This window comes from Streptomyces tendae, assembly GCF_008632955.1.
Lineage (GTDB): Bacteria > Actinomycetota > Actinomycetes > Streptomycetales > Streptomycetaceae > Streptomyces.
The window spans coordinates 3,501,583-3,523,615 of the sequence record NZ_CP043959.1; the positions used below are offsets into that span (position 1 = coordinate 3,501,583).

Annotated in this window: 8 protein-coding genes and 1 pseudogene; all 9 read left to right on the forward strand. The window is 74.3% G+C overall.

The features are described from left to right. Positions 1–145 precede the first annotated feature (145 nt). Positions 146–4,258: a type I polyketide synthase gene (locus F3L20_RS34630; protein ID WP_240810653.1), complete on the forward strand. Its 4,113-nt coding sequence runs from the start codon at positions 146–148 to the stop codon at positions 4,256–4,258. Beyond that, on the forward strand, positions 4,179–6,704 hold the full coding sequence (locus tag F3L20_RS34635) for an SDR family NAD(P)-dependent oxidoreductase (protein ID WP_240810654.1): 2,526 nt from the start codon (positions 4,179–4,181) through the stop codon (positions 6,702–6,704). The genes F3L20_RS34630 and F3L20_RS34635 overlap by 80 nt, the downstream gene beginning before the upstream one ends. A 103-nt stretch (positions 6,705–6,807) precedes the next feature. Then, entirely contained in the window at positions 6,808–11,976 is a 5,169-nt protein-coding gene (locus F3L20_RS16050; RefSeq protein ID WP_150154971.1) for a beta-ketoacyl synthase N-terminal-like domain-containing protein, read from the forward strand. Positions 11,977–12,343: 367 nt separating this feature from the next. Beyond that, entirely contained in the window at positions 12,344–14,653 is a 2,310-nt protein-coding gene (locus F3L20_RS16055; protein ID WP_240810655.1) for a 3-hydroxyacyl-[acyl-carrier-protein] dehydratase FabA, read from the forward strand. Positions 14,654–14,697: 44 nt separating this feature from the next. After that, positions 14,698–16,322 (forward strand): annotated as a pseudogene (locus F3L20_RS16060) (PfaD family polyunsaturated fatty acid/polyketide biosynthesis protein). Positions 16,323–16,452: 130 nt separating this feature from the next. Further along, on the forward strand, positions 16,453–18,006 hold the full coding sequence (locus F3L20_RS16065; RefSeq protein WP_240810658.1) for an acyl-CoA dehydrogenase family protein: 1,554 nt from the start codon (positions 16,453–16,455) through the stop codon (positions 18,004–18,006). A 10-nt stretch (positions 18,007–18,016) separates the two neighbouring features. Beyond that, positions 18,017–19,810 carry an acyl-CoA dehydrogenase family protein gene (locus F3L20_RS16070; RefSeq protein WP_150154973.1) on the forward strand — a complete coding sequence of 598 codons (1,794 nt, stop codon included), beginning with the start codon at positions 18,017–18,019 and terminating at the stop codon, positions 19,808–19,810. Between the two features lie 55 nt (positions 19,811–19,865). Beyond that, positions 19,866–20,585, forward strand: coding sequence for a 4'-phosphopantetheinyl transferase family protein (locus tag F3L20_RS16075; protein WP_150154974.1), 720 nt, complete (start codon positions 19,866–19,868; stop codon positions 20,583–20,585). A gap of 75 nt (positions 20,586–20,660) precedes the next feature. Continuing rightward, positions 20,661–21,950: an NAD(P)/FAD-dependent oxidoreductase gene (locus tag F3L20_RS16080; protein WP_150154975.1), complete on the forward strand. Its 1,290-nt coding sequence runs from the start codon at positions 20,661–20,663 to the stop codon at positions 21,948–21,950. The last annotated feature ends 83 nt before the right edge of the window (positions 21,951–22,033 follow it).

Sequence of the window (22,033 nt, forward strand, 5' to 3'; positions counted from 1 at the left end):
CCGCGGTCCACGCCGCGCAGCCGCCGTACCGCGCCCCGCCGCCGCGCCGGCCCCGGCCCTCACCGGCCGCCGTACCGCCGCCGCCCGTCCGGGCCGCCCGCCGCTCCCGGCGTCCCTGTTCGCCCCAGATCCAGAGAGACTCGCCGTGAACTCTTCGCAGGATTCCGACCTCGACCACCGGCTCGCCCGGGACCCCATCGCCATCGTCGGCCTCTCCGCCCTGTTCCCCAAGTCCAGGAATCTGCGGGAGTTCTGGTCGAACGTCGTCTCCGCCGCCGACTGCATCGACGACGTGCCCGCCGGCCACTGGGACGTGGACGAGCACTACGACCCGGACCCCACGGTGCCGGACAAGACGTACGCCAGGCGCGGCGGTTTCATCCCCGACACGCCCTTCAACCCGCTGGAGTTCGGGCTCCCGCCCAACACGCTGGAGGTCACCGACGTCCTCCAGCTGCTGAGCCTGGTCGTGGCCCGGGACCTGCTGAAGGACGCCGGCGCCGAACAGCCCTGGTACGACAAGTCCCGTACCGGCGTGGTCCTCGGCATCACCGGCGCCAACCAGCTGACCCAGCCGCTCACCGCCCGGCTGCAGAGCGGCGTGCTCAAGGAGGTCGTGCGCAGCTGCGGCCTGTCCCAGCGGGACGCCGAGGAGATCGTCGCCAAGTTCCGCCTGGCGTACGCGCCCTGGGAGGAGAACTCCTTCCCCGGCATGCTCGGCAACGTCGTCGCCGGACGCATCGCCAACCGGTTCGACCTCGGCGGCATCAACATGACCGTCGACGCCGCCTGCGCCAGCTCCCTCGGCGCGGTCCGCACCGCCGTCAGCGAACTCGTCGAGCACCGCGCCGACACCATGATCGTCGGCGGCTGCGACGCCGAGAACACGATCTTCATGTACCTCTGCTTCAGCAAGACGCCGGCCCTGTCCAAGTCCGGGCACATCCGCCCGTTCGACGAGAACGCCGACGGCACGCTGATCGGCGAGGGCATCGGCATGCTGGCCCTGCGCCGCCTGTCCGACGCCGAGCGTGACGGGAACCGCGTCTACGCGGTCCTGCGCGGCATCGGCACCTCCAGCGACGGCCGCTTCAAGTCCATCTACGCCCCCCGCAAGGAGGGCCAGATGGTGGCCCTGCGCCGCGCGTACGAGGACGCCGACTGCTCACCCGCCAGCGTGGAGCTGTTCGAGGCGCACGGCACCGGCACGGCCGTCGGCGACGCCACCGAACTCAGCGCCCTGTCCGCGGTGGTGTCCGAGGCCACCGACAGCACCCGCTTCGCCGCGCTGGGCAGCGTCAAGTCACAGATCGGGCACACCAAGGCGGCCGCCGGCGCGGCCGGGATGATCAAACTCGCCCTGGCCCTGCACCACAAGGTGCTGCCGCCCACCATCAACGTCGACCGGCCCAACCCCGCTGTCGACTTCACCTCCGGCCCGGTGTACGTCAACACCGAGGCGCGGCCCTGGATCCGCACCCCGGAGCGGCCCAAGCGCCGGGCCGCGCTGTCGTCGTTCGGCTTCGGCGGCACCAACTTCCACGTCGTCATGGAGGAGCACGGCGACGGGGACGACCTGCGCGTGAGGTTCCCGGTCGCACAGGTCCACCTGTGGCACGCCCCCGACACCGCGCGGCTCACCGAGGCGCTCGCCTCCGGGGCTCCCGCGGCCACGGAACCCGCGCCCGCCGGCCACGCCCGGGTCGCCTTCGTCGCCCGGACCGAGAAGGAACTCGCCGACCTGCGCGCGCTCGCCCTCGGCGAACTGCGTGCCCGTCCCGGCAGCGAGGACTGGACCCACCCCCGGGGCGTGTACTTCCGGCGCACCGCCCGGCCCGGCGGCAAGGTCGCCGCGCTGTTCGCGGGACAGGGCAGCCAGTACGTCGACCCCGGCCGCGGCGCCGTGCTCGCCCTGCCGCCGCTGCGGGCCGCCTTCGACGCCGCCAACCGGCACTTCGAGGGCGAGGTCCCGCTGTCCCGGGTCGCCTTCCCCCCGCCCGCGTTCACCGACGCCGAGCGCGCCGAGCAGGAGAGCGCGCTGCGCGCCACCGCCTACGCCCAGCCCGCCATCGGCGCCCTGTCGGCCGGGCAGTACCGCTATCTCACCGAACTCGGCTTCGAGGCCGAGGGCTTCCTCGGCCACAGCTTCGGCGAACTGACGGCCCTGTGGGCGGCCGGGGCGCTCACCGACGAGGCCTTCCACGCCCTGGCGCGGGCCCGCGGCAAGGCGATGTCCCCGCCCGAGGGGACGGACGTCGACGCGGGCGCCATGGCCGCCGTCTCGGCCGCCGAGGACCGGGTCGCCGAACTCCTCGCCGGACGTCCGGGCCTCCAGGTCTGCAACCGCAACGCTCCGGACCAGATCGTCGTCGGCGGTCCCACCGCGGAGATCGAGCGTCTGGTCGCCGACGCGGGCACGGCCGGACTGCGGGCCGCCCGGCTCCCCGTCTCCGCCGCCTTCCACACCCCGTTCGTCGGCCACGCCCTGGACGCGTTCCGCGCCGAGGTCGAACGGTACGAGGTGACCGCCCCCAGGGGCAGCGTCTACGCCGACACCGCCGGAGCCGTGTACGGCGAGGACGTCGCCGCCAACCGCGCCGTCCTCGTCGAACAGCTCATCAACCCCGTCGACTTCGCCGGCCGCGTGGAGGAGATGTACGCCGCCGGACACCGGGTCTTCGTCGAGTTCGGCCCCAAGGGCGTACTCACCCAGCTGGTCAAGCGCATCCTCGGCGACCGGGAGCACACCGCGCTCTCCCTGGACGCGGGCCCCGGCAAGGACGCCGACCTCACCCTGAAGCAGGCCGTCGCCCGGCTGGCCGTCCTCGGCCTGCCCCTGGCCACCGCCGACCGCTACGTCGCGCCCCCGGAGGAACAGCCCGCGGCCAAGGGCATGTCCATCCTCCTCAACGGCATCAACTACGTCTCGCCCGAGCGCAGGGCCGCCTACCGGGAGGCCATCGACAACGGCTACCGGATCGCGGTCCCCGCCGTGCCCGGCACGGGGGAGGACCCCGCCCGCCCCGCCGGTGGCGCCGCACCGGCCGCACCGGCCGCACCCGCCGCGCCGACAGGCGTCCCCGCCGTACCGGAGCCGGCCGTCGCACCCGCCTACGCCACCACCGCACCGGCCGGCGCGTCCGCCGCGGTCCCGGCCGCCCGGAGCACCCCGCGGGCCGTGGCGCCCGCCCCCGCTCCCGCGGCGCCCGCCCTCGCTCCAGCTCCCACCGTCATGGAGACAGCACACGTGGACAGTGACCGCCTGGCCGACCTCGTGGCCGACCATCTCGCCCTGCACGACGACTACCTGACGAGCCAGCTGCACAGCGCCGAGCGCCTCACCGGCCTCCTGGAGCGCGCCGCGGAGCAGGGACAGCTCGGGCACGTCCTGCCCGGCATCAACGCAGTGAAGGAACACGGCCTCGACATCGGGCGCAGCCACCTGCGGGCCAACGAGATCCTGCGGGACCTCGCGGGCCTCGAGCTCGGCACGGCCGCCCCCGCAACCCGTCCCGCACCCGTCCGGCCGGCCGTCCCGGCGGCCCGCGAGACCGCGCGCCCGGTGCCGCCGGCGCTGGCCGCCCCCGACCGCGCCCCGGCCCACGCGCTCACCCCGGCCGTCCCGCAGGCGCTGGTCGCCACCCCGGCGCCCGCCCCCACGGCCCCGCCGGCGCCCGAACCGGCCGCCCCGGCGCCCGCCGCTCCGTCGGTCGTCTCCCCCGGCGTGGACGCGGCGGGTGTGGAGTCGGTGTTGTTGGAGGTGGTGGGGCAGAAGACGGGTTATCCGGCGGACATGCTGGATCTGGACATGGATGTCGAGGCGGATCTGGGGATCGACTCGATCAAGCGTGTCGAGATCATGGGTGTGATGCAGGAGCGGTTCGGTGGTGGTGTGGCTGCCGGTCCCGAGCAGTTGGCGGAGCTCCGCACGCTGCGGGACATCGTGGGTTTCCTGTCCGGCGGTTCGGGTGGTGCTGTGGCGCCCGCCGCTCCGTCGGTCGTCTCCCCGGCGTGGACGCGGCGGGTGTGGAGTCGGTGTTGTTGGAGGTGGTGGGGCAGAAGACGGGTTATCCGGCGGACATGCTGGATCTGGACATGGATGTCGAGGCGGATCTGGGATCGACTCGATCAAGCGTGTCGAGATCATGGGTGTGATGCAGGAGCGGTTCGGTGGTGGTGTGGCTGCCGGTCCCGAGCAGTTGGCGGAGCTCCGCACGCTGCGGGACATCGTCGGTTTCCTGTCCGGCGGCACCGCTGACACCCCGGAGCCCGCCGCCCCCGCCGCGCAGACCACGTCCGCCCGCGCCGGGCAGCCGCCCGCCGGCATCGGCAGGGCCCAGGCCGCGCTCGTCGAACTGCCCGCCCCGGACCAGCTGGCCGACGCCTACCCGCAGGGGTCCGGCGCCCTCGTCATCGACGACGGCTCCGAGCTGGCACCCGCCCTCGCCGCACTCCTCGCCGGGACGGGACGCCACGTGCACGTGCTGCGCCTGCCCGGCGTGACCCAGCGCGTCAGCGGGGTCAAGGACCACGTCCTGACCGGCTGGGGCGTGACCGAACTGGCCGAACGCATGGAACTCGCCCTCGCCGACCGGGTCTCCCTGGTCGTCGCCCTCGGCGCCGCCCACGGCGGTGACTGGAGCGAGGGCACCCGGCGCCTCGCGCACACCCTGCTGGCCGCCAAGTACGCCGTGGAGCCGCTGACCGCCGCGGCCGACGCCGGCCGTGCCGCCTTCGTCACCGTCACCCGCCTCGACGGCACCTTCGGCCTGAGCGGTGTCGACGAGGAACTCGCCCCCGCCGCCGGTGTGTCGGGGCTGGTCAAGACCCTGGCCGTGGAGGCGCCCCGGCTGTTCGTCCGGGCCGTCGACCTCGACCCCGCCCTCTCCGCCGAGGCCGGCGCCGCCCTCGTCCTGACCGAGGCGCACGACGCCGTCGGCGACACCCCGCAGGTCGGCCACGACGGCACCCGCCGCGTGGGCCTGACGCTCGGCGCGGAACCGGCCGGGCCCGCCTCCGACGACGTCCCCGCGCTCACCGCCGACGACCTGCTCGTCGTCACCGGCGGCGGCCGCGGCATCACCGCCGCGTGCGTCACCGAACTGGCCCGCACCGGCCGGCCCGGCCTGCTCCTGCTCGGCCGCACCCCGCTGGAGGACGAGCCCGACTGGGCGCGGGACGTGGCGGAACCGGCCCTGAAGGCGGCAGCGGCCGCACACCTGAAGGCGTCCGGCGAGAAGCCCACCCCGAAGCGGGTCGAGCAGCTGTCCCGCGCCGTCACCGGCGCCCGTGAGATCCGGCAGACCCTCGCGGACGTACGGGCCGCCGGAAGCACCGCCGAGTACCTGGCCGTCGACATCACCGACCCCGCCGCCACCGCCGCCGCACTCGCCCCTTACCGGGAGCGCGTCACCGGCCTGGTGCACGGCGCCGGAGTCCTGGCCGACCAGCTCGTCGCCCACAAGAAGGCCTCCGAGATCGAGCGGGTCTTCGCCCCGAAGCTGACCGGCCTGCGCGTGGTGTCCGGCGCGCTCGACGCCGCCCGGCTGCGCCACGTCGTGCTGTTCTCCTCGGTCGCCGGATTCTTCGGCAACCGCGGACAGTCCGACTACGCCATGGCCAACGAGGTCCTCAACGCCTGGGCCGCCTCCTTCAAGCGGCGTCACCCCGCCGCCCGCGTCACCTCCCTCAACTGGGGTGCCTGGGACAGCGGCATGGTCTCCCCGGAGATCAAGGCCGTCTTCCGGGAGCGCGGCATCACCCTGATCCCGCAGGACACCGGCGCCCGGCTGTTCACCGAGCAGTTCACCGCCGCACGCGCCGCCGACGTGGTGACCGTCCTCGGCCCGACGACCCCCCTGTCCGCACCCGAGCGTCCCGCCGTCACCACCCCCGTGACGGTCGAGCGCCCGCTCGCCGGCCTGACCGGCCACCCGGTCCTCACCGACCACGTCATCGGCGACGCCCCCGTGCTCCCCGCCGTGGCCGCGCTCGGCTGGATCGTCGGCGCCGTCGAACGCGGCACCGGCACCGAGGTCCGGCAGCTCAGGGACTTCGAGGTCCACAAGGGCATCGTCCTCGACGGCACCGAGCCCGGCCGGCTCGCCCTCACCATGACCCCGGAGGGCGACACCGTCCGGGCGGCCGTCCGCTCCACACAGGCGGACGGCACCGTACGCCCCCACTACGCGGCCGTCGCCGTCCCGGGCACCGAACCGGCGGAGGCCACCGTCAGCGGCCTGCCCGCCCTCGACGGCGGGCGGGACGCCGCGGGCCTCTACACGGACGGGACCCTCTTCCACGGCCCCGCCCTGCGCGGCGTGCGCCGGATCCTCGCCGAGGACGAGTCCCGCCTGGTCCTCCAGGCCCGGCTGCCCGAACTGCGGCCCGAGGGCGGCGCGTTCGGCGGCACCCGGTTCGCCCCCGGCACCGCGGACCTGCTGCTGCAGGCCGGCCTGGTCTGGGTGCGGCTGTTCCGCGGCAGCGCTTCCCTGCCCCTCGGGGCGGCCCGCGTCGACCTGCACCACCCGCTGCCCGACGACGAGCCCTTCCTGATCGTCGTCGAGCCCGCCCAGGGCGGCAGCAGCACCACCGCGTCGCTCACCATCACCGCCTGCGCCCCCGACGGAACGGTGCTGGCCCGGTTCGACGGCGTCCGCGTGGTCTCGGCCCCGCAGCTGGCGGCCAAGTTCATCAGCGGCTGACTCCGCCTCGTACCCGCGCAAGCGACCGGGTCGGCCCGGACGGCTCCTCACACCCTGCCGCCGTCCGGGCCGGCCGCCCGTCAGAAGGGACCCGAGAGCTCTCATGAGCACGTACGCCATCATCGGCCTCTCCTGCCTGTTCCCGGGAGCGGAGACGCCCGCCGAGTTCTGGCACAACCTCCGCACCGGCACGGACAGCCGCCGGGAGGGAGGCGAGGAGGTCTTCGGCCGGACACCCGAACCCCGCGACCGCGACCCCCGGCACGACATCTACTGCCGCCGGGGCGGCTTCGTCACCGACTTCGTCTTCGACCCCGAGGGTTACCTCCTCGACCCCGGGCACCTCTCCGGACTCGACCGGATCTTCCACTGGTCGCTGCACGTGGCCCGCGAGGCCCTGCGCGACAGCGGACACGCCGACCGCCCCGACGTCCTGGCCCGCACCGGCCTCGTCCTCGGCAACTACTCCTTCCCGACGCCCACGTCGGCGCGGGTCAGCGTGCCGCTGGTGCAGGAGGCGGTCCTGGAAGGGCTCCGCCGCGCAGGCCACCCGCCGCTCGGCGCGCTCACCCGCGCCGAGGACCGCGTCGACCCGGCCCGGCTCCACCCCGAGGACCTGCGAGTCAGCGGCTCACCGGCCACCGTCGCCGCCGCCGCGCTCGGACTCGGCGGCCCCCGCTACGCCCTCGACGCGGCCTGCTCCTCCGCGCTGTACGCGCTCAAGCTGGCCTGCGAACACCTCGCCTCCGGGCAGGCCGACCTGGTCCTGGCCGGCGGCGTCTGCGCCCCCGACCCGACCCTCATCCACCTGTCGTTCGGCGACCTCCAGGCCTACCCGCGCGACGGATTCAGCCAGCCCTTCGACGGCCGCTCCGGAGGCATCCTCACCGGCCAGGGCGCCGGCATGGTCGCCGTCAAGCGCCTCGAGGACGCCCTGCGCGACGGCGACCGCATCCACGCCGTCGTCGACGGCATCGGCCTGACCAACGACGGCAGCGGCCGTCACCTCCTCGTCCCGCAGGGCGCGGGCCAGCTCGCCTCCTACGAACTCGCCTACCGGCAGGCCGGCGTCGACCCCGCCACCGTCGACTACCTCGAATGCCACGCCACCGGCACCCCCATCGGCGACGCCACCGAGGCCGGCTCCGTCGCCGAGTTCTTCGGCGCGGCCGGACACGTCCCGCTGCTCGGCTCGGTGAAGGGCAACATCGGCCACCTGCTCACCGTGGCCGGACTGAGCAGCCTGCTGAAGGTCGTGCTCGCCATGGGCCACGGCCACATCCCGCCGACGACCGGCGTGGAACGGCCGATCCGCTCCAAGGACGGCCGCGTCGGCGAGGACGTGCTGGTCCGCGCCGGCCGCCCCTGGCCGGAGGGCGACGGACCGCGCAGGGCCGCGGTCTCCGCCTTCGGCTTCGGCGGCACCAACGCCCACGTCGTCCTGAGCGAACCGGACCCCACGGCCAAGGTGACCCCCGCCGAACGGACCCCGGTACCGTCCCTCGACATCGTCGGACTCGGCGCCCACTTCGGCTCGTTCGACTCCCTCGACGCGTTCGAGCGCGCCGCCCACGACGGCCGGGACGCGCTGGTCCCGCTGCCCGAACGGCGCTGGCGCGGCCTCGACCAGACCCGGGGCGGCTCCCTGGAACACGGCACCGGCGTCGGCCCGGACACACTGCCCCACGGAGCGTTCGTCGACGGGCTCGGCATCGACCCCATGGACCTCAAGATCCCGCCCGCCGACCTGCGCACCTACAACCTCCAGCACGCCCTGGCCGTCAAGGTCGCCGACGAGGCCCTGCACGACGCCGGGTACAGCCGCGCCGTGCCCAAGGGGGAGAGCGCCCCGCCGGAACGCCGCGTCGCCGTCGTCATCGGCATGGAGATCGAGCCCACCACCCATCTGCGGATCACCCGCTACGGCCTCGGCGCCTTCGTGCGCGAGGAGTTCGCCCGGGCCGGCGTACCCGTCGACGAGGAGGAGCTGGCCCGGCTGACGAGCGCCGGCCGGGACGCGGTCGTCGACCCCATCGTCGCCAACGAGGTGCTCAGCTACATCGGGAACGTGATGGCCAGCCGCATCTCGTCCCTGTGGAACCTCACCGGCCCGTCCTTCACCGTCTCGTCCGACGGATCCGGCACCGCGGAGGCCCTCCAGGTCGCCCGGCTGCTGCTGCTCGACCCGGGCATCGAGGCGGTGCTCGTCGGCGCCGTCGACCTGGCCGGCTCCGCCGAGAACCTGCTGCTGCGGCCCGACGCGGTCGCCGAGGCCGGACTGACCTTCGCCGAAGGGGCCAGGGGGCGCCGGATCGGCGAGGGCGCCGGAGCCGTCGTCGTCACCCGGCCCGGCGAGTCGTCCGCGCCGGTGTACGCCCGGCTGGAGTCGGTCGCCGTCCGGTACGCGCCCCCCGTCGACGGGCGGGTGCCCGAGGCCGACGTCGACACCTACGCGGCGGCGGCCGAGGCCGCGCTGACCGAGGCCGGCATCCGCGCCGAGGACGTCGGCTACGTCGAGGCACACGCCGGCGGCACCGACGCCCAGGACCGGGCGGAGATCACCGCCCTCGCCCGCGTGTTCCCCGCACAGGACCACGCGACCGGCCCCGCCGGCCGCACCGGACGGGTCGCGCTCGGCAGCGCCAAGGCACAGATCGGCGACGCCGGCTGCGCGGCCACCATGGCCGGAGTGATCCGCGCCGTGCTGTCCCTGCACCACGGCTACCTGCCCGGCACCGCCGGCTGGAGCCGGCCGGCCGACGACCTCGCTGACGCCTTCGCCGCCTCGGCCCTGCACGTGCCGCAGACCTCGCGCCCGTGGCTGCGCCGTACGGCCGCCTCCCGCCGCCACGCCACCGTCGGCTTCATCGGCGCGGCCGGTGCGCACGGACACCTCGTGCTGTCCGCCGGCACCGCCCGCGGCACCGTCGTCCCGAGCGACTGGGAACGCGCCGGAGGCCCCGTCGTCCTGCCGCTGTCCGGCGGCACCGACACGGAACTGCTCGCCGAGATCGACCGGCACCGCTCGCTGCTCGCCGGGGACGCCGACGTCCTGGCCCTCGCCCGCGACGCCGCCCGCAGGCTGCCCGGACGGACCCGGCGGGCCGTGCTCGTCGGCCGGGACCGGGCCGAACTGCGCGCCCAGCTCGACCTCGCCGCGCGGGACCTGCCCGCCGTGCAAGCGAACGGCGGCGAATGGGCCACCCCCGCAGGGAGTTTCGCCACCGCGCGGCCCATCGGCCCGGACGGCAGGGTCGCCCTCGTCTACCCCGGCGCGTTCAACTCCTACCCGGGCCTCGGCCAGGACCTCTTCCGCGCCCTGCCGGGACTGCTCAGCCGGTTCGAGGACCACGCCGACGCCCCGGAACGCCACCTGCGGGCCGCCGAACTCTACCCGCGCACCCAGACCGCCCTCGGGCGGCGCGAACTGATGGCCCTCGAGGCGTCCCTCGGCGACGACATCCCGTTCATGCTCGCCACCGGCACCAGCTTCGCGATCCTCTACACCGACCTGGTGCGCGACGTCCTTGGCATCACCGCGCACGGCGGATTCGGCTACAGCCTCGGCGAGTCCAGCATGCTGTTCGCCACCGGCGGCTGGCGCCCCGAGGGCCGCGACGACGCCCTGATCAGCTCCACCCCGATCTTCAAGGACCGGCTGTGCGGGCCGCGCCGCACGGTGCGCGAGGCCTGGCGGCTGCCGGACGCGACACCGGACTCCGAGGTCTGGGCGAGCCATGTGCTGCTCACCGACGCCGAATCGGTGCGGGCCGCGCTGCCCCGCCACGAGCGCGTCCACCTCACCCACGTCAACACGCCCGGCGAACTGGTCGTCGCCGGTGACCCCGCGCAGTGCAAGGCACTGATCCGGGAACTGGGCTGCCCCGCGGCCCGCTCACCCGTCAACGCCGTCATGCACTGCCCGGTCGTCGACGGCGAGTTCGACGGCCTGGCCGGCCTGAACGACTACCCGACGGGGTCGTTCGGCGACCTCGAACTGTTCAGCGCCTACGACTACCAGGCACTGCCCGCCCTGGACCGGAAGGAGATCGCCCGGCGCATCGCGCACACACTGCGCTCGCCGATCGACTTCCCGCGTCTGGTGCGGGGCGCGTACGAACGCGGCTTCCGCTACTTCCTCGAGGTGGGTCCGAGCGCCACCTGCTCCCGCTGGATCCGCGAGACCCTCGGCGACCGGGCACACGTCGCCGTGCCGGTCGACCGGCGGGGCGTGCCGGCGACCAGGTCCGTCGCCCAGCTCGTCGCGCGTCTGACGGCCCACGGCCTGGACGTCGACCTGGGCGCCCTGCTCGGCCCGCCCGCCACCCGGGTCCCGGCCCGCACCGTCCGCCCGACCCGCTTCCGGGTGGGCGGCGCGGATCCGGCCCCGGAGAGGATTGCCCGCGAGCTGGCGACAGGGGCGCCCACGCGGACGACGGCCGGCGCCGTCACCGCGTCACCGGGTGCGCCGACCGCGGCGGGCACGTCCGTGCCGGCCGGCGTCGCCGCCGTGCCGACTCCGTCCCGGGCGGCCGCCACCGCCGGCCTGACGCGCACGGCGCCCGGCACCCCGTCCACCGTCACGCTGTCGGACGCCGCCGCCCGAGCCGCCGCACCGACCGCGAACGCCGCGCCACCGGCCCCGGCATCGACGGCTCACCGGGCCGCCGCACCGACCGCGAACGCCGCACCGACCGGGAACGCCGCACCGTCCGCCCCGGTGCCGACGGCCGCCCGAGCCGTCGCACCGGCCGCGAACACCCCCGGCGCCTCCGCGCCGCCCCCGGGTGCCGCCCCGGCCACCTCGCAGGGTCCGGACGTCTCCGCGGCCCCGGCGTCCCTGCGGGAACCCGGACCGGTCACGCCGACGGGTCCGGTGCCGCGGTCCGCCGCGCCCGGTGCGGACGCCCCGACGGCCTTCGTGCCCGGCCCCGACGCCCACCCGGCCGGCCCCGCCGCCGGGAACGCCGCGCCCGGCCTTCCCGGGCGCCGGCCGGCCGGCGCCGTGCCGGCCGCCCACTCCGCCCCGCCCGTACCGCCGGAGGACTCAGCACTCATGCCCGCAGACCCGACCCTCGCCGACGCCGAGGTCATCACCTTCGACGGCACCCGATCGCCCATCTGTCCTGGGCCCCGCCCGTCGGCGGCGAGCCCCCGCAGACCGGGCCGGCCGCACCGCCCGCCACCGGGCGCGAGGAGAGCTCGGCCGCCGTCGCCGCCGACCTGGTGCGCGACATGCGCAAGCAGATGGTCGCCACGCACTCCGTGGTGATGGAGACCCAGCACATCCTGCAGTCCGCCGCGCTGCACCGGATGGAGACGCTCCTGGACGGCGCCGGACAGACACCGCCGGAGCGCACGCCGGAGCGGGCCCAGCCGGCCCCCGCACCCGTCGCCCCCGCACCTGCCGCCGCGCCGCGGGCCCTTCCCGCCCCGGCTCCCGCCCGCCCGGCTCCCGCCCGGCTCCCGCCCCGGCTCCGCCCCGGCTCCCGCCCGAGGCCGCCCGGACCGCCCACGCCGCGGAGGCGGACGCGGACGGCGGTGCCCGCGAGGTCAAGGAGGGCGTCATCTGGGACGAGGCCGACCTGCTGGAGTTCGCCGTCGGCTCGGTCGCCAAGGTCTTCGGCCCCGAGTTCGGGGTGATCGACGGCTACGCGAAGCGGGTCCGGCTGCCCGCGCCGCCGTACCACTTCGTCACCCGTGTCACCGCCCTGGAGGGCACCACCGGCGAGTTCAAGCCCGCGACCATCACCACCGAGTACGACGTCCCCGAGGACGCCTGGTACGCCGTCGACGGCGGCGTCCCCCCGGCCGTCACCGTCGAGGCAGGCCAGTGCGACCTGCTGCTGGTCAGCTACCTGGGCATCGACTTCCGCAACAAGGGCGAGCGGGTGTACCGCCTGCTCGACAGCACCCTGGTCTTCCGCGGCGACCTGCCCCGCACCGGCCAGACGCTGCGCTACGACATCTCCATCGACCGCTTCGTGCACCAGGGCGACACCACCCTCTTCTTCTTCAGCTACAAGTGCTACGCCGACGGTGAGCTGATCCTCGAACTGCACGACGCCTGCGCGGGCTTCTTCAGCCGGCAGGAGCTCGACACCCCGCTCGGCGTCGTCATGACCGAGAAGGAGAAGGCCGCCCGCGCCGCCCTCCCCAAGGGCTACTTCAAGCCCCTCGCGTACACGGCGAAGAACCACCTGACCCGTGCGGACCTCGACCTCCTCGCCCAGGGCCGGCCCGGGGACGTCTTCGGCCCCGACCACGCGCAGGACCCGGGCATCAACCCGGCGCTGCGGCTGCCCGACGACAGGCTGCGCATGGTCGACGACGTCGTCATCGACCGCAAGGGCGGCCCGCGCGGCCTCGGCAAGCTCGTCGCCACCAAACGGCTCAGCCCCGACGCCTGGTACTTCACCTGCCACTTCCCCGACGACCACGTCCTGGCCGGCTCCCTCGTCGCCGAGGGTGCCGTCCAGCTGCTGCAGATCTACCTGCTGCACCAGGGCATGCACCTGACGCTCCCGGACGCCCGCTTCCAATGCGTCACGGACACCCCCATCGAGGTCCAGGTCCGCGGCCAGATCACCCAGGCCCACGAGGAGATCCGCTACGAGGTCGAGGTCATGGAGCTGACGCTCCTGCCCCGCGCCACGGTCATCGCCGACATCCTGATCTACCTCGGCGACAAGCCCGTCATCCGGATGAAGAACCTGGGCCTGCAGGTGCGGGAGAAGAACGGCACGCCGTACCGCCCGGAGGCCGGCGGCGTCCCGCGGTTCCTCGGCCGCCGCAACCGCTCCGGCGAACCCGCGATGATCAACGAGCTGCACCTCGCGCACGCCGCCAAGGGCCTGCTCGACATGGCGATGGGCCCGGAGTTCGAGGTCTACCGCGACAGCCGTGCCCCCTACATCCCGAACGGGGACTTCCAGTTCGTCGACCGGGTCATGTCCCTCAAGGGCACCCGCGGCGACCTGTCGCCCGGCGCGGAGATGGTCACCGAGTACGACTCCCCGCCGGACGCCTGGTACTACGAACAGAACTCCCACCCGCACATGCCGAACGCGGTCTACATGGAGAGCTCGCTCCAGGCGGCGATCTTCCTCGGCTACTACCTGGGCGCCACCCTGAAGAACCCCGAGGAGCAGTACTCCATCCGCAACCTCGACGGCCGCGCCACCCTGGTGAAGGACATCGACCTGCGCGGCAAGACCGTCCGCCACCACTCCAAGCTGCTGATGACGAGCGCCGTACAGGGCGCGGTGCTGCAGAACTTCAGCTACGAACTCTCCGCCGACGGAGAGGTCTTCTACACCGGCGAGTCGCTGTTCGGCTACTTCAGCGCCGCCGCCCTCGCCAACCAGGTCGGCCTCGACAACGGCCGCTACGTCCCCACCTGGATCGAGACCGAACAGCCCGACCCCGCCCGGGTGCGCCGCGTCGAACTGCCCGCGGACGCCCCCGCCTTCACCGACCCCACGGGCGGCCACCTGCACCTGCCCGGTGACAAGTTCGCACTCGTGGACCACGTCGACCTGGTCGCCGACGGGGGCCGGCACGGCCACGGCTACCTGCACGGCCGGCGCGCCGTCCGGCCCGACGAGTGGTACTTCGACTGCCACTTCCACCGCGACCCGGTGATGCCCGGCTCCCTCGGGGTGGAGGCCGTCCTCCAGGCGCTGCGCCTGTTCGTCCTGGAGCAGGACCTCGCCGACGGGATCGAGCAGCCCCGCTTCGCCATGGCGACCGACGTCGAGATGGCCTGGAAGTACCGCGGCCAGATCCTCCGCGACGACAAGGAGCTCTTCTTCGACGTGCACGTCAAGGAGATCCGCCGGGAGGGCGACCGCCTGCTGGTGATCGCGGACGCCGACCTGTGGAAGCCGGGTCTGCGCATCTACGAACTGACCGACGTGGCCGTCGAGGTCCGTTCCGCCCAGGCGTGACGGCCCGCCCGCACCCGCCGTTCAGTCAAGGAGCTTCGTTTCCCATGGACATTCGCGACACCCCGCTGCGCTGGTACGGGGACAGGTACCCCAGCACCGACCCCGGCGGCATCTACGACGCGCTGGCCGACCTGGAGCGGCCCTGCTTCATCGCCGTCACCCCCCAGGGCATCGGTGCCACCTCCGGCGGCTTCGCCGCCCCCGAGGGCGACGGCCTGCCCCTGCTGGCCGCCGCCCAGCCCCTGCCTCCCGAGCGGCTCGGCTCGGCCGCGTTCTGCGCCGCGCACGGCGTCCGCCGGCCCTACATGGCCGGCGCGATGGCCGGCGGCATCGCCTCCGCCGACCTGGTCGTGGCCCTGGCCCGGGAGGGCTTCCTCGCCTCCTTCGGCGCCGCCGGGCTGCTGCCCGAGACCATCGAGCGGGCCCTGGCCCGGTTCGCCGCCGAGATCCCCGGACTGCCGTACGCCGTCAACCTCATTCACAGCCCCAGCGAGGACCGCCTGGAGCGGGAGGCCGTGGAGCTGTTCCTGCGGCACGGCGTGCGCTGCGTGGAGGCCTCCGCCTACATGGACCTCACCGCCCACGTGGTGCGCTACCGGCTCGCCGGACTGCGCCGGGACGCCCACGGCCGGGTGGTCGCCGACAACCGCCTGATCGCCAAGGTCTCCCGCACCGAGACCGCCGAACGCTTCATGCGCCCGGCCCCCGCCTCACTCGTCGGCGCGCTGGTCGAACAGGGGCTGGTGACGGCCGAACAGGCCGCGCTCGCCCACCATGTGCCGCTCGCCGACGACATCACCGTCGAGGCGGACTCCGGCGGCCACACCGACCGGCGCCCGCTGCCCGCGCTGCTGCCCTCCATCCTGCGGCTGCGCGACGGCGTGCAGCGCGAGTTCCGTTACCCGGTACCGGTGCGGGTCGGCGCCGGCGGCGGCCTCGGCACCCCCGTCGCGGTCGCGGCGGCGTTCGCGATGGGGGCCGCGTACGTGGTCACCGGGTCCGTCAACCAGTCCTGCGTGGAGTCAGGCGCCTCCGCCCGCTCCAAGGAGATGCTCGCCGAGGCGGGCATCGCCGACTGCGAGATGGCGCCCGCCGCCGACATGTTCGAGATGGGCGTGGAGCTGCAGGTGCTGAAGAAGGGCACCCTGTTCCCGATGCGCGCCAAGCGCCTCTACGAGCTGTACCAGGCCCACGACGGCCTCGAGTCCCTGCCCGCCGCCGACCGCGCCCGACTGGAGCAGCAGGTCTTCCGCCGCTCGCTGGAGGACGTCTGGCAGGAGTGTGTCACCTACTTCAGCCGCCGCGACCCCGAGCAGCTGGCCGCGCGGCCGGCAGCCCCAAGCGCCGCATGGCCCTGGTCTTCCGCTGGTACCTGGGCATGTCCTCGCGCTGGGCGGTCACCGGCGACGAGGACCGTGCCGCGGACTACCAGGTGTGGTGCGGCCCGGCCATGGGCAGCTTCAACGACTGGGTGACCGGCAGCTACCTGAAGACCCCCGGCAACCGCAGGGTCGCCGACGTGGCGCACCACCTGATGCGGGGCGCCGCCTTCCACACCCGCCTCGCCCAGCTGCGCACCGCGGGCGTGCACATCCCGCCGACCGCCGCCGACTACCGGCCGGTCCCGCTGGAGAGCCCGGTCGCCGACTCCCCGGTGGGGCCGCGATGAGCGCCCAGACCCCGAGGAGCTGGAGGAACGCCTCGGCGACCCCGCCGACGACGCCAATCCGCACGGCTTCGCGGCCGCCGTCGCGCGCGACGAGCGCGACGCGTTCCCCGACGCCCTGTGCGCGGAACTGGTGCGGTCCGGATTCCACCTCAACTACCTGCCCGTGACCTGGGGCGGCACCCTGGAGTCCTTCGACCGCAGTCTCACCCTGGTGCGCACGGCGGCCCGCCGGGACGTCGCCATCATGCCGGGCACGATGTTCAGCATCATCGCGGCCACCTGTCTCCAGCTGCACGGCAGCCCCGGGCAGCAGCGGCGGGCCGCGGAGATCCTGCGCGCGGGCGGCGCGGTCGCCTTCGCCCTCACCGAGGCGGCGCACGGCAGCGACCTGCTCACCAACGAGGTGCGGCTCGCCGACGGCGTACTCAGCGGCGAGAAGTGGATGGTGGGTCTCGGGCTGCGGTGCGACGCCGTCTACGTGGTCGCCCGCACCGGCGAGCGCGGCCCGGGCGCCTTCACCGCCGTCCTGCTGGAGACCGCGGGCCTGCCGGCGGACCGGCTGGAACGGGTGCCCGCACCCCGCACCGGCGGCATGCGCGGCATCGACCTGGCCACCCTGCGCTTCCACGACACGCCCGTACCGCCCGACGCGCTGGTCGGCAAGGAGGGCGAGGGCCTGGAGGCCGCCGTCAAGGCGCAGCAGACCGTGCGGCTGATGAGCATGGCCGGCAGCCTCGGCATCGCGGACACCGCCGTACGCCTCGCCCTGGACTTCGCGACCGGCCGGCGGGTGGGCCGTGCCGTGCTCACCGAGGCGCCGTACAGCCGCCGCGAACTCGGCGTGGCCACGGCCGCGCTGATCGCCGCGGACGCGGTCGCGCTCAGTGCGGCCCGCGGCGTGCACGTGGTGCCTGAGGCGTTCAGCGTGTGGGCGCCCGCCGCCAAGCACGTGGTCGCCGAGGCCTGCGACGACCTGATCCGGCGGGGGGCCGCGGTGCTCGCGACCCGGTCGGTGCTGCGCGAGGGGACGCCGGGTGGAGCCGGCCTGTTCCAGAAACTGCGGCGCGACTCCGACGTGGTACGGGTGATCGACGCCAGCACCCTGGCCAACCTCGCCTCCTACGCGGGACAGCTGCCCACCCTCACCGAGGGCACGCGCCGGCCCGACCCGGACGCGCTGCGCACCGTCTTCACCCTGGACGCGCCGCTGCCGCCCTACGAACCCACCCGCCTGGACCTGTTCGCCCGTGGGACCGACCCGGTCCTCACCGGGGTGCGGGACACCGTCGACGCCGTCGCCGGGCACCTGGGGGACGCCCGCCCGGCGGCCCTCCGGCTGTCGGCCGCGGTCGGCGGACTCGGCGAGCTGACCCGGGCGGCCCGCGAGCCCGGCGCCGACCCCAACGCCCTGACCGACGCGGCGGAGCGGTACGCCTGGCTGCACGCCGCCGCCTGCTGCCTGCACCTGTGGTCCGCCAACCGCGGACGGTCCCTGTACGGCACGGAACCCGGCTCCACCGGATGGCTCGGCGCCGCCCTCGGCTATCTGCTCGCCCGCGCCGACGGCACCGACCCCCGCCACCACGGGGGACCGGCGGACTCCGCGCTCGACGCCGCTCTCGCGCTGCGGGACGGCAACCGGCTGTTCACCGCCCTGCCCGTACGGCTGGCCACCCCCCGATAGGAGCCTTCCGATGTCCAAGTCCGACGTGACCGAGACGGCCGCCCGGCTGGAGGAGTACCTCGGCGACCCGCACGACCCCGGCAGCCGCATGCCGTTCGCCCAGATCCTCGCCCACGACGTGAGCGGCGAGTACCCGTACCAGTTCGTCGCGCTGCTGCGCCGCTGGGGCGTCCTCGACCACTGCCTGCCGGCGGAGGCGGGCGGACGGGCGGGGAACGTGGAGACCGGCATCGCCCTGATGCGGCTGGTCGCCCGCCGTGACCCGTCCACCGGGGTCGGGCTCGCCCTCAACAGCCTCGGCTTCATGCCGGCCTGGATCCTCGGCACCGACGAGCAGAAGCGCGAACTGGTCTCCGCCGTGCAACGCGGCAGTTCCGTCTCCTGGGGCCTGTCCGAGCGGGTGCACGGCAGCGACCTGGTGGCCAACGAGGTGACGGCCGAGCGGACCGAGGGCGGCTGGCTGCTCACCGGCGAGAAGTGGCCGATCGGCAACGCCACCGTGGCCGACCGCATGGTCGTCTTCGCCCGCACGGGCAAGCGCCCCGGCCCGGCCGCCTACTCCCTGTTCCTGCTCGACAAGTGGCGGGCAGAGGCGGACACGGTGGAGGACCTGCCGTTCGAGGACCTCTACGGCACCCGTGCCCTCGACCTCAGCGGCGTGCGGATGAACCGCGCGTTCGTCCCGGACTCCGCGATGATCGGACGCGAGGGCCAGGGCCTGGAGATCGCCCTGAAGACCAGCCAGACCGCGCGGGTGGTGCTGCTGCACCTGGCGCTGTCCGCCGTGGACACCGGTCTGCGGCTCGCCATGGACTTCGCGGAGCGCCGGGTGCTGTTCGGCGAGGCGATCGGGGACGTGCCGTACACCCGGCGCCAGCTGACGGAGGCGTTCGCCGACCTGATGCTCGCCGACGCCGTGGTCCTCGGCGCGGCCCGTGCGCTCCAGGCGGCCCCGGAGCAGATCAGCGTCTGGTCGTCGGTGGCGAAGTACCTGGTCCCCACCCTGCTCCAGAAGACCATGTCCCAGCTGACGGTGGTGCTCGGCGCCCGGACCTTCCTGCGCGGTCATCCGCACTACGGGATGCACCAGAAGATGGTCCGCGACATCCTCATCACGGACATCGCCGACGGCAACACGGTGGTCAACCTGCGCAACCTCGGCCACCAGCTCGCCGGGCTGCTGGACAAGGCCGTCCTGGCCGGCGACCCGGAGCGGGAGGCCGCCGGGGCGCGCGCCGCCACGCTGTTCGGCATGGACCGGGAGCTGCCCGTCTACGAGCCGGTGCGCCAGGAGCTGTTCAGCCGCGGCCTGGACGACGCCGTCCTCGCCGCACCCGACGGCGTGCGCCGGCTGCGTGCCCTCGCCGAGCGGTCCTCGGGCACCGAGGCGGAGCGGCTGCGCTGCGCGGCGGACGTCGCCGGTGAACTGCTCGACCGGGCCGCCCCGATGCGCGAGCGTGCCGCCGCCCTGAAGAAGGTGCTCGGCAAGGACTACCCGCAGTCGTCCGAACTGTTCGAGCTGGCCAAGGAGTACTGCCTGCTGCACGCGGCCGCCGCCTGCGTCCTGACGTACGTGCACTCGCACGAGGTGATGGACGCGCCGCTGCCCAGCGCGTCGCTGCTGCTGCTCCAGCTGGAGCGGCTGCGCAGGCAGCTGTACCCGCACGAGGCGGTCACCTCGCGGGCCGTCGTCGACGAGGTGATGGACGTGCTGCGCCACGTCCACCAGGAGAACCGGCTGTTCTCCCACTGGCAGTTCCCGCTCGCCAAGCGGGTCACCGACGAGTCCGCCGCCCGCCGCTGACCCACCGATCGGGCGACGGCACACCGACGGAACCACCACGAAGGAGGACGGACCCATGGGAGCCGGTGAGCCGACGTTCCTGTGGCTGCTGCCCGAGCGGGCCGTGAACGGTTTCGCCACGGCCCTCGGCGGCACCCGCCTGCTCACGGACGACGAACGGGCGGGCCTGGAGCGGAGGTCCGGCGAGGGCGCCCGCCGCCGTTACCTGGGCGCCCGGCTGCTGAGCCGGTACGCCCTCTCCGCGTGCACCGGGCGCCCGCTGGACCGCTGGCGCTTCACCCGCGGTCCGCACGGCCGGCCCGAGCCGCAGTCGTCCGCGGACGGTGTGCGTTTCAACCTGTCGCACTGCGACGGGCTGATCGCCTGCGTCGTCACCCGGGGGCGGGCCTGCGGCGTCGACGTCGGCCCCACGGCCGCCCCGGACGGGCTGGCCGCCCATCTGGCGCGGCGCCTGGGCCCGGCCGAGCGCGCCCGGCTGGAGGGCACCGCACCCGGCGCCCGCCCCGCCCTGGCCGGTGAGCTGTGGGTGCTGAAGGAGGCCTACCTCAAGGCGCTCGGCACAGGACTGACCCGGGGCCCGGGGAGTTTCGCCTTCGTCCGCCGCCCCGACGGCCGTATCGCCGTGGAGGACCCGCTGGGCGCCGGCGACGACGCCCGCTGGTGGTTCGACGTCGTGCACCCCGGGCCCCGCCACGTGCTGGCCGTCGCCACCGAGCACGGCCGGCCCGGACTGCTGCGCCGTACCGACCTGTCCGACCTCTCCCTCACCGCCTGACCCCGAACCCCGACCGCCGGCCCGGCCGACACCGCCACGTCGTCCGTAGGACACCGATTCTGTAAGGACCTGATCATGACGTCATCCGCCGTCCCCCGTGTCGCCGTCATCGGTGCCGGTGTCTCCGGCATCTCCGCCGCCTACCACCTGCGCGACCGCGCCCGCATCACGCTCTACGAGCGGGAGGACCGCCTCGGCGGTCACGCCAACACGGTGGAGGTCGAGGACGACGGGCGCACGCTCGGCATCGACACGGCCTTCGTCGTCTTCAACCGGCCCGCCTACACCAACCTGTGCGAGTTCTTCGACGAGCTGGGCGTGGAGGCCGTCGAACACCGGGGCGCGTTCAACTTCTTCGACCTGGACTCGGGCCTGGAGTACGGCACGGCGGAGCTGGGGCTGAGCGAGGAGGAGGTGTCCGCCCGCTACTCGGAGGAGTTCCTGACCATCTGGCGCGAGGCCCACCGCTTCCACACCGAGGGTCGCAGGGACTTCGTGCGGAAGAAGGCGGACGTCCCGCTCGGCGAGTACCTCGACCGGGGCGGCTACAGCCAGGCCTTCCGCAACAGCTACGTCATCCTGCTCTGCTCCGCGGTGTGGTCCATCCCGGCCGAGCTGATCTGGGAGATGCCGGCCAGCACGGCCATCGCCTTCTTCATGGGCCACGACGAGGGCGGTCTGGGCGGTCAGCACGTGGACTGGCGCACGGTGGGCGGCGGTTCGGTCAGCTATGTGCGCAAGGCGCTCGCCGCCATCGGCCCCGAGATACGGTCCGGTGAACCCGTCGGGTCCGTCCGACAGGACGCCGACGGAGTCACCGTCACCACCGCCCGCGGCACCGAGCGCTACGACTACGCGGTGATCGGAGCCCACGCCGACGAGGCGCTGGCGCTCCTGGAGAACCCGGACGAGCGGCAGCGGGAGGTGCTGTCCAAGGTCCGCTACAACGCCTCGTCGGTCGTGCTGCACACCGACCGCTCGGTGATGCCCGCCGACCGCGAGCGCTGGCAGGCGTGGAACTACGGCAAGGTCGCCGTCGACGGCGCGGACCGCACCTACGTCGCCTACTACATGAACAAGCTGCACGGGTTCACGTCGGAGAAGGACTACTTCGTCACCCTGGACTACCCCGGCGACATCGACCCCTCCGCGGTCATCGCCTCCTTCCCCTACACCCACCCGGTCATCGACGTCCCCGTGCGCGAGATGCAGAAGGACATCTACGACGTCAACGCCGGCACCCGGGTGAAGCTCTGCGGCTCGTACTTCCACGCCAAGCGGCACGGGGTGGATCAGATCGGCTCCCACGAGGCCGGCTACTCCTCCGGCATGGAGGCGGCGCGGCAGCTCCTCGGCGAGCTCTGACCGTCCAGGCCGGCCCCCGACGGCCGCAGCGCGCCTCCGCCCGACGCGGGGGCGCGCTGTCGTGTGCCCGGGGAGACGGCCGC

What these genes read in the sequence shown, in the direction of transcription:
- F3L20_RS16070 (WP_150154973.1), top strand. Translation starts at nt 18,017, where the DNA reads ATGTCCAAGTCCGACGTGACCGAGACGGCCGCCCGGCTGGAGGAGTAC.
- F3L20_RS16080 (WP_150154975.1), top strand. Translation starts at nt 20,661, where the DNA reads ATGACGTCATCCGCCGTCCCCCGTGTCGCCGTCATCGGTGCCGGTGTC.
- F3L20_RS16050 (WP_150154971.1), top strand. Translation starts at nt 6,808, where the DNA reads ATGAGCACGTACGCCATCATCGGCCTCTCCTGCCTGTTCCCGGGAGCG.
- F3L20_RS16075 (WP_150154974.1), top strand. Translation starts at nt 19,866, where the DNA reads ATGGGAGCCGGTGAGCCGACGTTCCTGTGGCTGCTGCCCGAGCGGGCC.